This is a genomic window from Magnetospirillum sp. (genome assembly GCA_027532905.1).
In the GTDB taxonomy this organism is placed as follows: domain Bacteria; phylum Pseudomonadota; class Alphaproteobacteria; order CACIAM-22H2; family CACIAM-22H2; genus Tagaea.
Genome location: JAPZUA010000002.1, coordinates 394,721 through 408,381, shown reverse-complemented (window position 1 = coordinate 408,381; position 13,661 = coordinate 394,721). Strand labels below are relative to the sequence as shown.

11 protein-coding genes are annotated in these 13,661 nt (G+C 61.5%); 3 read left to right on the top strand and 8 right to left on the bottom strand.

From position 1 onward, the window contains the following. Nucleotides 1-79: 79 nt before the first annotated feature. The 8 genes from O9320_10025 to O9320_09990 all read right to left on the bottom strand — a co-directional run bounded on the left by O9320_10025 (nt 80) and on the right by O9320_09990 (nt 7,914). Nucleotides 80-1,390, bottom strand: coding sequence for a mannitol dehydrogenase family protein (locus O9320_10025; protein MCZ8311180.1), 1,311 nt, complete (start codon nt 1,388-1,390; stop codon nt 80-82). A gap of 80 nt (nt 1,391-1,470) precedes the next feature. Then, nucleotides 1,471-2,496, bottom strand: coding sequence for a Gfo/Idh/MocA family oxidoreductase (locus O9320_10020; GenBank protein MCZ8311179.1), 1,026 nt, complete (start codon nt 2,494-2,496; stop codon nt 1,471-1,473). Next, nucleotides 2,493-3,380, bottom strand: a complete 888-nt coding sequence (locus tag O9320_10015) for a sugar phosphate isomerase/epimerase (GenBank protein MCZ8311178.1) — start codon at nt 3,378-3,380, stop codon at nt 2,493-2,495. The genes O9320_10020 and O9320_10015 overlap by 4 nt, the downstream gene beginning before the upstream one ends. Next, entirely contained in the window at nt 3,377-4,213 is an 837-nt protein-coding gene (locus O9320_10010) for a carbohydrate ABC transporter permease (GenBank protein ID MCZ8311177.1), read from the bottom strand. Before O9320_10010 ends, O9320_10015 begins: the two co-directional genes overlap by 4 nt. After that, complete coding sequence (locus O9320_10005; protein MCZ8311176.1) at nt 4,210-5,085, bottom strand: sugar ABC transporter permease; 876 nt, start codon at nt 5,083-5,085, stop codon at nt 4,210-4,212. The genes O9320_10010 and O9320_10005 overlap by 4 nt, the downstream gene beginning before the upstream one ends. Before the next feature lie 42 nt (nt 5,086-5,127). Further along, on the bottom strand, nt 5,128-6,339 hold the full coding sequence (locus O9320_10000) for a sugar ABC transporter substrate-binding protein (protein ID MCZ8311175.1): 1,212 nt from the start codon (nt 6,337-6,339) through the stop codon (nt 5,128-5,130). A 22-nt stretch (nt 6,340-6,361) separates the two neighbouring features. Beyond that, entirely contained in the window at nt 6,362-7,261 is a 900-nt protein-coding gene (locus O9320_09995) for an alpha/beta hydrolase (protein MCZ8311174.1), read from the bottom strand. Next, nucleotides 7,258-7,914 (bottom strand): GntR family transcriptional regulator, encoded by a 657-nt coding sequence (locus O9320_09990; GenBank protein MCZ8311173.1) that lies wholly within the window; start codon nt 7,912-7,914, stop codon nt 7,258-7,260. The genes O9320_09995 and O9320_09990 overlap by 4 nt, the downstream gene beginning before the upstream one ends. Before the next feature lie 936 nt (nt 7,915-8,850). Between O9320_09990 and arsA the strand changes: the two genes are divergently transcribed. From arsA to O9320_09975, 3 genes are all read left to right on the top strand, one after another. Then, nucleotides 8,851-10,692: an arsenical pump-driving ATPase gene (gene arsA / locus O9320_09985; protein ID MCZ8311172.1), complete on the top strand. Its 1,842-nt coding sequence runs from the start codon at nt 8,851-8,853 to the stop codon at nt 10,690-10,692. A 219-nt stretch (nt 10,693-10,911) separates the two neighbouring features. After that, a complete protein-coding gene (locus O9320_09980) occupies nt 10,912-12,537 on the top strand; it encodes an oleate hydratase (GenBank protein ID MCZ8311171.1) in 1,626 nt (541 codons plus the stop codon). A gap of 64 nt (nt 12,538-12,601) precedes the next feature. After that, entirely contained in the window at nt 12,602-13,636 is a 1,035-nt protein-coding gene (locus tag O9320_09975) for an NADP-dependent oxidoreductase (GenBank protein ID MCZ8311170.1), read from the top strand. Nucleotides 13,637-13,661 lie beyond the last annotated feature (25 nt).

Here is a 13,661-nt window from a genome sequence, read left to right as displayed (position 1 = left end):
GGCAACCATGCTCCCGCCGACGCGCTGCCCCCCTCCTCACACAGGGCGACGAGATTCGCGCGGACTTAGTGCGCACGCTTTAGGTATTGTCGAAGTCGCCAACCGCCGCGCTTAGAGCAGCGCGAATACGCGCATTGCAAAGAAGTTCGCGTCCGAAAACGGGTTCGAAGCTGAGAAAGTCGTCGGTCGTACGCAACTTTCCCAATGCTTCGGCCAGTGGGTCGGACAGGCTGCTTTTCGAACGGCGCACATAGTCGATCCAGGCGGCAACAGCTTTAATGGTCTCAGGAGCGGCGCGGCCTGCGACATACGCGTCGGCAATCGTGCCGAGCAGACGCTGCGGAAGCTTCTGCGATCCGTCCATCGCAATCTGAGAAAGTCGATGCTGGATGCCAGCGTTGGCAAAACGCGCGCAGAGCTGCGCGCTGTAAGCGGCGATGTCGAGCCCTGGAACTGGATCGAGCGTGCTTGCGGCCTCGGCCATCAGTGCGCGGATTGCGGCGGCGAGTTCTGGATCGGCCATCGCCTCTGCGACGGTGATGTGCCCCTTAGCAAGACCGAGATATGCCAACGCCGAATGGGCACCGTTGAGCAGACGCAGCTTGGCGCGCTCGAAGGGGGCAACATCCGGCACGATTTCGACGCCGACGCGATCCCAGGAAGGGCGCGCGCCCGAGAAACGATCTTCGATCACCCACTGGGCGAAGGGTTCGGCAACGACCACGGCACGGTCTGCACACCCAAGCAACGTGCGCAGCGCCAGACGATCGTCGTCGGTCGTTGCAGGAACGATGCGATCCACCATCGTGCTGGGAAATCGCACCTCTTCGGCAATCCACGTGGCCAAGCCCGGATCTCGCAACGCGGCAAACTGCGTGACGAGCTTCGCGAGGACACGGCCGTTGGATGGTAGATTGTCGCAGGAGACAATCGTCGGCGGGGTCTGGCGACGCGCACGGACGACAGAAAGGCCAGCCACCAGAAACCCGATGGCGGAGCACGGCGCATCAGGTTCGGCCAGATCGGCGCGAATATCCGGGTGCGATTCATCGAGATCGCCGGTCGCCGGCACGTGACAGTAGCCTTTTTCGGTCACTGTTAGCGTAACGACGCGCGTCGCGGGATCGGCAAGACGCTCGACGACAAGCGCCGGGTTCGCCGGCGCGTACAAAGCCTCGACGATGACGCCAACAATTTCGACGTCCAACTGCTCCGGCCCGCGCGTCAAGATCGAATAGAGACGTTCCTGCGCGTTCAGCGCTTCAGGCACCGTGCGACCGCGCAGATTGACGGCAACAACGCCCCACGGGCCAGGGACCGTTTCGATCGCGCGCTGGGTGAACCAAAAAGCGTGCGCACGCGCAAAGGCGCCGCACCCCAAATGCACCATCCCGGGCACAAGTTTTGCGGGAGAAAAACCCGGGCGGCGCATTGTCGCGGGCAGATGCGCCATACATGCGCGGTCAAGATTCATGCAAATGCGATGGGATTTCCCGAGGCGGCCGACGAGATCATCGCATCCAGCAATGTCATCGCTGCCACACCCGCCCCGATTTCGGGGGCAGAAGAGGGCTGGCCTCGCACGCGCGCAAAGAAATCTCCGAGAATCGCGTGGTAGCCTTTGTGGTCTTCGTTTGCGGCGACGGTCAAGTTCGGCTCCCATGCCAGCGTATCGACCGCGTCGCTAAGGGTCGCGTCAGCCTTACCGACCTTGAATTCAGGCGCACGGAAATAGCGAACTTCGTGCACATTGCGCACCTCGACCCGCTTATGGTCCCCCATCACCTGCCACCATTCCATCGGCGTGGCGCGCGATTGGTGTGTACCCATAACCAGCGTCGCAAGGCCGCCGCCCTCGAAGCGGAAATCGACATGAAGAAGCAGCTTGCCGGGTGCAATTTCGTGGCGGCGCGCGTGAAGAGAAACGGGCTTTCCCATCAGATGCGGCACGAGGTCCATATAGTGGACACAATGGTGAAGATAGAAGCCCGTATAGTCGGGATCGCGCGTGAAATAGGTCGGCGCCGTCATGTACTGGCCCATGAAACTCGCAGGCGCGCCGAACTCGGGCGCATGCACCAAATTGATCGCAATTCGGTTCGCCGTCGAATAGCGCTTCATGAATCCGAGCACTAGCGGCTTGCCCGCGCGCGCGGCGGCATCGGCCAATCGGCGCGCATCGGAAGCGTTGGCGCCGGGCGGCTTTTCCATGAACACCGGCAGGCCGCGCGCCAATGCGGCGATTCCGAGTTCCACATGCGCCGCGGGCCCGATCGCCATGCCGACAGCATCGATGTCGCTGCGCGCGAGAAGCGCAGCCGCGTCCTGCATCCGATCGGCCTCAGGGACGCCGTAGCTGCGACCTATCTTGCCGAGCCGGTCGGTATCCTTGTCGCACAGAGCCGCAATGACCGCGTCGTGGCGCACCAGATGCGGCAGTAGCATCTCGCCAGCATGTGTGCCGCAGCCGATCCAACCGATTCGAAGCGTGCTCATTTTGCCCTCCCGGCGGCGTCGAGAGCTGCGCGAAAATACGCCGCACTCGCGGCAAGTTCTGCGTCCTCGTTACGCGAAGGCGCACGCCACTGCGCGACGCAAGTTCCAACCGGCACGTCGTCTCGTCGGAACGGTTCCAACGTAATCGGGCCGCGATAGCCGACGGCAACCAACGCCCGCGCAACCGACGGCCAATCGATATGCCCGTCGCCCAGAAAACCCCGATGGTGCTCGTTTGCCTGGAAATGGACCATGCGCGATCCGGCTTTACGGATCGCAGCCGCGATGTCGCGATCTTCCATATTCATGTGAAACGTGTCGAGCATGGCGCCCAAAGCAGGCGACCCGACTGCATCGACGATCGCAAGCGCATGCTCGGTCGTATTGGCGAAGTCCGTTTCGAATCGGTTGAGCGGTTCGAGCGCGAGAACGACGCCATTGTCGGCAGCGCGCGCTGCTGCTTTTGCAAGAGCTTCGGTCACCTGATCGACGCGAGTCCGGCGCAGCGTTTCTTCGACCGGTGCGGGTGCACGCCCCGCGAACACGAGCGGGGCGCCGTAAAGCGGACCGCCGACGATCTTGGCGCCGAACGCAACGGCCGTCGCAACGCAGCTTTCAAGATAGGCCAGACCCGCGGCGCGCATGGCCGGGTCCTGGCTTGCAAGGTCGCGCTGCAAATTGACGCGGGCTGCGAACAGGATCTCGAGGCCGTTTGCGGCAGCGGCAGCCTTCGTCTCGTGCGCATCGAGTTCGCCCGGCTCCGGCACCAGCAATTCGACAAACTGCATGCCTGCGCGGGCAGCACGTGCGAAGCAGTCGAAATGCTCTCGGCCGAAGGGCCGTGCATAGAACATCGAAATAACGCCGATAGGGTTGGATCTCATGATTTTACAGCTCCGGCAGTCAGTCCACCGACCAAATGGCGTTGGACAAAGAGAAACAAGATGGTCACCGGCAATGCGACAAGCGTGCCGCCGGCCGTCAACAGGCCCCATTGAATCGTGTATTCGCCGATGAAAAGCTGCAAGGCGACAGTGACGGTGCGGACATTCTGGCCGGACAGCATCATCGCAAAGAGATACTCGTTCCAGGATGCGACGAAGACATAGATCCCGGTCGAGGCGATGCCAGGTGCGGCCAACGGCAGCAGGATGCGCGTGATCGTCTGCAGGCGCGTGGCCCCGTCCACCATCGCCGCTTCGTCGAGCTCTTTGGGTATCCCGTTGAGATAGCTCGTGAGCATCCAGATCGCAAACGGGATCGCGAAGGTCGCGTGGCCGAGCACAACGCCCAACACCGTATCAAGAAGTCCCAAGGCCCGCATCGCCACGAACAAGGGGATGATCATCAACACGATCGGAAACATGTTGATGGTCAGAAACTGCGTCATCAGAAAGCGGCGGCCGACGAATCCGAAGCGCGAAAACGCATAGGCTGCCGGTACGCTAAGGCCAAGGCCAAGCAAACTTGCACACGTCGCCACGATCAAGGAGTCGAGCAGATTCTTGGGGAAGCTTGTGCGCGCGAGCAGATCAGCATAGTGACCCAAAGTCGGCGCCTCGGGCCAATAGACCACGGGAAAGCGCGCAATGTCGCTGTCGGGTTTGACCGAGGTAATGGCCATCCAAACATAGGGGGCCAAGGCCACGACGACCAGAAGCAACGCCGGCAATTCGATCTCGAGAAAGCGGCGCAGACGCGATCGGCGTTCGATCATCGGAATGCCTCGCGCATGGTGCGCCGGACATACACCGCCGCAAGCGCCATCAGAAAGAGCGTGAGAACGACGGCGAGCGCGGAGCCGTAGCCAAATTCCATCCCGCTGTAGGCGCGCAGGAACGCGTAGAGCGGCAATGTGTGCGTCTCATAGCCAGGCCCGCCGCCGGTCATCACCAGAATGACGTCGAGCGAATTCGCGACCCAGATCGTGCGCAGCAGCAAGGCTGTGAGTATGACCCCCTTCAAGCCCGGCCATACGACGTGGCGCAAGCGCTGTAAACGCGATGCACCGTCGATCTCGGCCGCTTCGTGCAGCTCGTTCGGTATCGCCTGCAAGCCTGCAAGTATCACGACCGCAAAAAAAGGAAATCCCTGCCAGACCAGGGCAGCAACCACCGCCAGCAGCGCTGTGTCCGCACGCGCGAGCCAGGCCACCGGCCCGTCGAGCACCCCGATGCGCAGCAAGAGATCGTTGAGAAGACCCAGATTGTAGTCGTAGATCCAAGTGAACATCAGGCCAATGATAACCGACGGCAGGGCCCAGGGGATGATGACCAAAGCGCGCGCGGCACTGCGCCAGAAGAAGCTTTCGTTGAGCACGAGAGCTGCCCCGAAGCCGAGCACGAACTGTAGACCGACGGCAAGCCCGACCCAGACGAAGGAGTTCCACAGCGAAATCCAGAACGCCTCATCGGCGATCAGGCGTGCATAGTTGCCGAAACCGACGAACGGCACGTTGTGCGGCCGAAAAAGCACGAAATCGTGCAGGCTCATCCACAGCGTCGTGGCGACCGGATAGAGCACGATCGCCGCCGTCGCCAAAAGGGCGGGCGCCAAAAACAGATACGGCGTGAAGCGATTTCCGATCATTGCAGGAGAACGGGGCGGCGCTTAAACGCCGCCCCTGCCGCCTCAGCCGTGATACTGGCGTTCGATCGCCCGCATCATGTCGTCAGGCTCGATCTGGCCGAGCAAAGCTCGCTGCATGTTTGTGGGCCACACGGTGCGCACAAAATCCGCCGTCTGCGTCACATTGGGCAGCGCATCGGCGATCGGCACCGACTGAGCCGTCGCATCGACGAAGCGTTTCGGGTGCAGCGTCCAATTTGCCGCCCCCGACTGCGTCACCGTGAGCTGACCGGTGAATTTGTTGAACTCGACGTTCGCATCTCCGCTCGACAGATAAGAAATCCAGCGGAACGCGGCTGCTTTGTTGCGACTTGCCGCGAAGACGGCATTCGACTCGTCGCCGAACGACGTCCAGCCTTTGCCGTCGGCTCCGCGCGGAACCGGAACGGCCGAGACGCGGTCGCCCAACGCCTGGACCATTTCGTTTGCCGACCCGATATGGTGGATCGTCATCGCGGTTCGACCGGCCTTGAAATTGTCGACGATCTGCCGGAACCCGTCGTTCGGCGCCGACGGCGGGAACACGCCGTGCTGGCGACCGAGCGCCACGAACCAGCGATTGGCGGCCAAAGCACGCGGGCTCACCATGCCACCGCGCGCGAAACTGGCGCCGCCGCCGAGCACGAACGTGCCCCAATGGTCGTGCCCGCCCGCACCGCCGCGCATGCCGAAGCCGTGGACGTCGCCCTTGGTTGTGGCGCGAGCCGCAGCGAGAAACTCGTCGAACGTTTTGGGCGGTGCGATGCCGGCCTGCTGGAAGAGATCGACGCGATAGTAGAGATAGAGCACGACATACTGCAGCGGCAAATAATAGCGCTTGCCGTCCGGCGCTTTGTGCAGGGTCCACAGACTGTCGGCGATGTCCTTGGCCCCTGTCCAGGAATCGACCATCGCGTCGAGCGGCTCGAGTGCACGCATCTCGAGCAGGCGCGACATGTTGGCGAGCTTGACCATCGCGCAATCGGGCGCATTGTTGGCGACGAGGGCAGCGTAGAGCCGCGTGTAGTAGTCGTTGCCCCCGCCCCAGGGAATGCTTTCGGCCTGGATCTTAATACCGGGATTTGAGCGTTCGAACGCGGAAATCAAGTCTGCCGGCGAATGCTGGGGATTGTCGAAATGGTACCACCAACGCACCGTGGCAGCCGTCTGCGCGCGCGCGATCGAAGGAGCTGCGAGTGCGATCGCACCGGCAGCCAGGAAGTTTCTGCGTTTCATCGACGTTTCTCCCGTTTTTTGGTTATTGAAGTTTTTCGGCAAAGAAGCGACCGGCCGCACGATGCGCTGTGCGGGCCGGTTCGAGTTTCGCGGACATCTGCATGAAGCCATGGCAAACACCCGCAAAGAGGTCGAAACGAACGTCGTTGCCCGCCTCGCCGAGGACGCGCGCAAATTCGAAACTTTCGTCGCGCAATGGATCGAGACCGGCGGCGTTCAGATACAGCGGCGGCAAGCCGGCCAAGTCGGGCAAAGGTGTCGGCCCACGCCAATTTGCCCAGTACCAGCGCATGCGCGCGGTTGTGAGCAGATAGGCGCCGCCGCCGAACGCCGCATGGCTCGGCGTGTCGAATACCGGCGCATAGCAGCCGTAGAACAGCGCCGCCGCCCGCAGGCGGTTGCGCCCGCGCGCCGCCGTCAGCACGCCAAGCGATATCCCCGCCCCGGCCGAATCGCCAGCGAGACCTATGCGGGACGGATCGACCGCATCGCCAAGAAGGCCCGCTCGCACCGCATCGAGAGCATCGAGGGTATCGTCGATGGCCGCCGGGTACGGGTGCTCGGGTGCACGGCGATAGTCGATGCCCAGAACGCAAGCGCCCGATTCGATCGCCAAGCGCGCCATCGAACCGCGATGCGTGTCGATCGAACCGAAGGTCCAACCTCCGCCATGGACAAACACGATGACCGGACGGTTAAGCTCGAGCGTGGGCCGCAGCAAACGCGCACGGACAAAACCGCCCGCAGCCGGTATCTCCAAATCCCGGCTCTCGCAGAGCGCAGGGATCGCCGAATTCCAGTTCGCGGCAAGCCGTTCGAATGTCGTGCGTGCCTCAGCGAGCGGCATGTTCGGATAGTCGGGGGCCGCCCCGCCGCCCGCCAGAATCGCGGCCATTTCAGGATGCAGATAGACGTCGCTCATGCCGCGCGCCGTTTGCGCGCGCGCGGCGCTTCGATTTCGACGATCGTGTCGAGATGGTGCGCGATCTCTTCGGCAAGGCGCGCACCATCGCCCGCATCGAGTGCCGCAATCAGCACGTCGTGCCGCTCGGCCGTGCGTGCGAGGCTGCGCCTGTGTCCCGGCGCCCAAAGTTTCTGACGGTGCGAATGGAGCATGCAGCGGATCAAAATCTGTTCGAGGACCGGCGGGCTCGCGAGCCCGAAAATTGCTGCGTGGAACTGCATGTCGAGTTCGATCAAGGCGTATTCGTCGTTGCAGCGCGCCGCACGCGCCATACCGTCGCGCAACACAACAAGCCTCGCGCGTGCATCGGACCCGTAAGCGGCAACGGCACGCAGTGCCCCACGCGTCTCCAATCGCTTGCGCAGATCGAGCACTTCTTCGGCCGCAGCCGGATCGAGCGGCGTAACGCTCGTGCCGCGATGGCCCGATCGCACGACCAAACCGTCTTCCTGAAGACGCAACAACGCTTCGCGCACCGTGCCTTGGCTGCATCCAAGATCGCGGGCAAGACCAAGCTCGGTCAGCGGTTCGCCCGGACTGATCTCATTGAGCACGATGCGTTGTTTTAGCGCTGAATAGACGACTTCGCGCGGTCGCGCGGCTTTCGCCATAAGCCCCCCTCCCTGGCCCAGACTGACACCTCTACATTATCGATATCGATAATGAAAGGCAAGCGCGTATCCGCAGTCCATTGCGCGTACCCCACATACCTAGGTCCAACCTCGAACGTGGCAGCAATGACTGGCTTGAATTGTCGCAGCATTTCGTCAGGCGTACCCCTCCGAACAAAAGCATGAGCAAGTGATCTCAAGTCTGAAAAGGCGAAAACCCGCCGACCGGTTTCCCGGAAGCGGGCTTCTTTAATAGTCGGTGCAGCGGAATTCGAACCCCGCAAGGCGACGCCTCGCGCCCCAGCCCCCCCAGATAACAAAACACTCAATAACTTCAACGGTAGTTTCGTGTTCTCCTGCAACAGAGGGAATTGAATGGAAACCAAGGGCAATTAAGGCCGGTCGAAAGGAACGCATAACCTCGCCTTTGAATTCGAGCTTTCGGTGATGGTTCAACCGCACAGACACTACGAGTTCTCAATAATGTGCAGTAGCCAGTGTGGTGCCGCACCATTTTTTGGCCGATCGCCCCTGAACGCCGAGGCGCTGGCCAAACTGAGAAAAAAATGCGCGAGGAAGCTGACCAGGGTTCCGTGAGCGCGCAATAAAGCTTCCCGCAAGTTCGCTTCAAATGCGCATATGGCCAATCGTGCCAGCTTTGACAAGCGCTGGCGTGCTGTAACGGGCAAAACCGGGCACTACTGGACACAGACAGTTTAGAGCATACTAGAGCGCAACAATTTCGAGACTGGATCAAATGCCGCTACTGCCATTGGAATGTTTGTCACATTGCCGAACGCGGCGATCGAAGGGAAGTATGGAGATCGAACTTCAAATCGCGCGCGGCAACCAATGCCGTGACATCGGCAAAAGGCTTGGCGAGGTCGCGCACGCCGGCATAAATGCGCCCCTGCCGGCGCGATCGGCAGCACGGCAATGACCCACGACCGAATTCCCCCTAGTCAAGCGGCGGACGCCGGGATCCATTCAAGCCCGGTCGGCTTTCTGGATCATCCGAACCGTCATCTTTTTTTCACTGGCAAGGGCGGCGTCGGCAAGACGTCGCTGTCGACCGCCGCAGCTCTTGCGCTCGCCGATGCAGGCAAGAAAGTGCTGCTCGTCAGCACAGATGCGGCGTCGAATCTTGACGAAATGCTCGGCATTGAGCTTCGCAATACGCCTGTGCCGGTCCCGGGAGCACCGGGCATGTCGGTCATCAACATCGACCCCGACCAAGCGGCCGAGTCGTATCGCCAGCGCGTTCTGGCGCAGATGTCGCCCGACACCAGCGCCGCAGCGCGTTCGACTGTCCGCGAACAGCTTTCGGGCGCCTGCACGACGGAGATCGCCGCCTTCGACGAATTCGCATCCCTTCTGGCCGACGCAACCGAAAACTACGATCACATCGTCTTCGACACAGCACCGACCGGGCACACATTGCGGCTGCTCAGCCTGCCCAAGGCCTGGACCGGGTTTCTTGAGGGCAACGACCGCGGCGCATCGTGCCTTGGGCCGCATTCGGGCCTAAAGATGCAAGAGGAGCGCTTCAAGGCGGCACTCGATGCACTGAGCGATCCAAACAAAACGACGGTGATTCTGGTTGCGCGCCCCGACAGAAGCGCGATCGCAGAGGCGGCACACACGGCGGACGAACTGCGCTTGCTGGGCTTGAACAACCAAAGACTGGCGATCAACGGCGTGTTTCATGCCGGCGATCGCGCCGACGCGGTAGCCTGCGCCATCGAAGATTTCGGGCGGCAAGCTCTGGACGCGCTTCCGCTGTCGCTGCGTGATTTGCCAATGGACCAGGTTCCGCTGCGGGCTTTTGATACAGTCGGCCTGCCCGCGTTGCGCGCCTTGCTGGGTACAGAAGCTCTGAAAAATGTCGCGCCTGCCAATCTAGCTGTCGAGACCGGCGCGCATCTTCGGGGCCTAAGCGTATTGGTCGACGAACTAGCTACTGCCGGGCACGGCCTGGTCATGGTGATGGGCAAAGGTGGGGTCGGCAAGACGACCGTCGCCGCCGCCGTGGCATTGGGATTGGTGCAGCGCGGTAAAACGGTGCATCTGAGCACAACCGATCCTGCCGCCCACCTAACGGGAACTCTAGACGGCGAGGTTCCGGGATTGAAAGTGAGCCGCATCGATCCCAAGGTCGAAACGCAACGCTACATCGACAAGATTATGGCGGCGAGGTCGCCCTCGCTCGACGCCGCCGAACAGGCGCTGCTGCTCGAAGATCTAAAATCGCCATGCACCGAGGAGGTTGCGGTTTTCCATGCATTCTCGCGAATCGTCGGCGAGGGCCGCAGCGCCTTCGTCGTTCTGGACACGGCACCCACCGGCCACTCCATGCTACTGATGGACGCAACTGGCGCCTATCACCGGCAGATGATGCACGAATTCGAAGGACACGGTGCTGCGCGGATCGTCACCCCTCTGATGCGACTCCAGGACGCCACTTACACGAAGATCATTCTCGTAACACTTCCGGAGGCGACACCCGTGTCGCAGGCGGAAGCGCTACAAGAAGACCTTCGTCGCGCCAAAATCGAGCCTTACGCCTGGGTGCTGAACAAGAGCATTCTGGCTGCAGGCACGCGCGACCCGTTGCTGGCCGCACGTCTCGCAGGCGAGCGTAAGCAGATGGCGCGTATGGCAGCCGGCTTGGCAAAGCGAATTTTCGCGCTTCCATGGTTGACCGTGCCGCCGATCGGATACACCGAGTTAAACAAGCTGGTCATCAGCCAGCCGCGATCGCCAAAATCCCGATCGTGATCGAACGACGATTCTATGCATCTGCGTGCGCGCGAAATGTGGGCATGTTGGTACCTGGGAGTAGAGCAAGAATTTATAACTTGAAATTGAAATACTGCGGATATTAGAGACAACTTGAGTAGTTTCCGCCCCTGCCTGTGCAGCGATGCCGATCGATAGTCTGCCATTTCCTGCGCGCCGGAACATCCGGACACAAAACTGCGGCAAGGATTATCGCTCATGCCCTCCACGACCACCGTAACGACGAATCATTCGACGCAATCCACCGATGCGGGTCGCCCGAACAAAAAGGCTTGGCTCGTCGGGGGCGGTATTGGATCGATGGCCGCCGCCGCGTTTATGATCCGCGACGGCGGAATGGCAGGCAAGAACATCACCATTCTGGAGGCTAATCCAATCCTCGGCGGCAGCCTCGACGGCGCCGGCAATGCCGAGGACGGCTACTCGCTGCGCGGCGGCCGGATGCTCACCACCGACAACTACGAATGCATGTGGGACCTGTTCAAAACGATCCCATCGCTCACGCAGGCGGGGCAAAGCGTCTTCGAGGAAACCGTCGCGTTCAACACACGGCACAAGCCGAACTCGATGGCGCGGCTCGTCGATAGCCGGCGGGCTAAAGTGCCGGTAGCGTCGATGGGTTTCTCGATGCACGACCGAGCCGAGCTATTGAAGCTCGCCACTACTGACGAGGAAATCCTCGGCAGCAGTCGCATTACGGATTGGCTGTCGCCCAACTTCTTCGAAACAGAGTTTTGGTACATGTGGGTGACGACCTTCGCCTTTCAGCCGTGGCACAGCGCCGTCGAGCTCAAACGTTACCTCCACAGATTCATGCTTGAGTTCACTCGGATCGAAACGCTCGCAGGCGTCAAGCGTACGGTGTTCAACCAGTACGACTCGCTGGTGCTTCCTTTGCAGGCGTGGCTGAAGGCCCGCGACGTCCAGTTCGTCATGGACTGCCTGGTCACCGATCTCGACCATGAGCCTGACGGAGCGCTATTCGTCGTGACCGGCATCCGCTGTCGGCGCGCGGGCAAAAGCGATCTGATCGCCGTCGGCGCCGACGATCTGGTGTTTTTCCAGAACGCTTCGATGACCGACGCCTCCAGCCTCGGCTCCATGACCAGCGCGCCCAATGCGTTGACGAAGAAGGACAGCGGTGGCTGGACGCTTTGGGAGACGATTGCGCAAGGACGCCCCGCATTCGGCAATCCTGCGGTCTTCAACAGCAGCATTGCCCAAGCGTACTGGCATTCTTTTACGGTCACGCTCAAGAGCCCGCAGTTTTTCGACCAGATTAGGGACTTCAGCGGCAACGAGGCCGGGACCGGCGGACTGATCACGTTCAAGGACTCGAACTGGTTGATGTCGATCGTGCTCGCCCACCAACCGCACTTTATCAATCAGCCCGCGAACGTTCGGGTATTCTGGGGTTACGCTTTGTTTCCGGATCGAATCGGGAACTTCGTCGCAAAGTCGATGGCAGACTGCACGGGGGAGGACATCCTGCGTGAACTTTGCGGCCATTTGCGCTTCGATCCCGAAACGGTCGAAGACGCCAACTGCATTCCATGCCGCATGCCCTACATCACCAGCATGTTCATGCCGCGGCTCCGCTCCGACCGTCCGCGCCCCGTCCCGCAGGGCTCGAAGAACTTCGCCTTCGTCAGCCAATTCGTCGAAATCGAGAGCGACGTTGTTTTCACTGTCGAGTACTCCGTGCGGGCGGCGCAAATGGCCGTCTATAAACTGCTCCAGATCGACCGGCTGATCCCGCCCGTTACGCCGCACGACACGTCGCTTAAGGTTCAGTTCGACGCCGTCGTGAAGGCTTTCAAGTGAACTTCCGCGCCTTCAGATGCGATTCTGACGGCTATTGCCCTGGGGCTAGCGCCGGATGGCGTAAATGACGCAACCTCGCCGCGTCAATCGCAGGATCCTTCTCGGTCGGCGCCCGAGCGGCGCGCCGACAGCGGAGGATTTTCGGCTCGACGAACGGGACATCGTCCCGCCGACGGCCGGCCAAGTTCTCACCCAGACGCTCTATCTCTCGCTCGATCCCTACATGCGCGGGCGCATGAGCGATGCGCCGTCCTATGCGCCGCCTGTCGGATTGGGCGACGTGATGGTCGGCGGAACCGTATCGCGCGTGATCGCCTCCGAGCATCGCGACTTTCAGGCGAACGATCTCGTACTCGGCTTCGCAGGCTGGCAGCAATACCATTTGTCCGACGGGAAGGATCTGACGAAACTCGACGCGTCGATCCCGCATACGTCGCTCGCGCTCGGTGTGCTCGGCATGCCAGGCTTCACCGCCTATATGGGCTTGCTCGACATCGGACAACCGAGGCCAGATGAGACTGTTGTTGTCGCCGCCGCAAGCGGCGCCGTGGGTTCTGTCGTCGGGCAGATCGCTCGGCTGAAAGGATCCCGCGCGGTGGGTGTTGCGGGCGGCATCGACAAGTGCCGCTACGTGGTCGAGCAATTGGGCTTCGACGCGTGCATCGATCACCGCGCGGCCGATTTCCCAGCCCAACTCGCCGCAGCTTGCCCGGAGGGAGTCGACGTCTACTTCGAAAGCGTGGGTGGTGCCGTATTCGACGCGGTCGTGCCGCTGCTCAATGTCAGCGCCCGCGTGCCGGTGTGCGGCTTAATCGCCTCTTACAACTCGACAAGTCCGCCGCCCGGTCCCGACCGGCTCGGACTGCTAATGGGCACGATCTTGCGCAAGCGCGTCACGCTGCGGGGCTTCATCATCTTCGAGGATTATGGGCGGCACTTCGACGATTTCTTCGCCCAGATGAGCGCGTGGGTAAAAGACGGTAAGATCAAGTACCGGGAAGACGTCATCGACGGGCTCGGCAACGCACCACAGGCTTTCATCGGGCTGCTCGAAGGCAAGAATTTCGGCAAGCTGATTATCAAAGTCGCCGAAGCCTGACCGACCTGCCCCCTTTGGTCACCCA

Bases quoted from the DNA above. Each gene is read 5' to 3' on its own strand.
- O9320_10000 (MCZ8311175.1), bottom strand. From the start codon at position 6,339: ATGAAACGCAGAAACTTCCTGGCTGCCGGTGCGATCGCACTCGCAGCT.
- O9320_10020 (MCZ8311179.1), bottom strand. From the start codon at position 2,496: ATGAGCACGCTTCGAATCGGTTGGATCGGCTGCGGCACACATGCTGGC.
- O9320_10005 (MCZ8311176.1), bottom strand. From the start codon at position 5,085: ATGATCGGAAATCGCTTCACGCCGTATCTGTTTTTGGCGCCCGCCCTT.
- O9320_09995 (MCZ8311174.1), bottom strand. From the start codon at position 7,261: ATGAGCGACGTCTATCTGCATCCTGAAATGGCCGCGATTCTGGCGGGC.
- arsA (MCZ8311172.1), top strand. From the start codon at position 8,851: ATGACCCACGACCGAATTCCCCCTAGTCAAGCGGCGGACGCCGGGATC.
- O9320_09990 (MCZ8311173.1), bottom strand. From the start codon at position 7,914: ATGGCGAAAGCCGCGCGACCGCGCGAAGTCGTCTATTCAGCGCTAAAA.
- O9320_10025 (MCZ8311180.1), bottom strand. From the start codon at position 1,390: ATGGTGCATTTGGGGTGCGGCGCCTTTGCGCGTGCGCACGCTTTTTGG.
- O9320_09975 (MCZ8311170.1), top strand. From the start codon at position 12,602: ATGACGCAACCTCGCCGCGTCAATCGCAGGATCCTTCTCGGTCGGCGC.
- O9320_09980 (MCZ8311171.1), top strand. From the start codon at position 10,912: ATGCCCTCCACGACCACCGTAACGACGAATCATTCGACGCAATCCACC.
- O9320_10010 (MCZ8311177.1), bottom strand. From the start codon at position 4,213: ATGATCGAACGCCGATCGCGTCTGCGCCGCTTTCTCGAGATCGAATTG.
- O9320_10015 (MCZ8311178.1), bottom strand. From the start codon at position 3,380: ATGAGATCCAACCCTATCGGCGTTATTTCGATGTTCTATGCACGGCCC.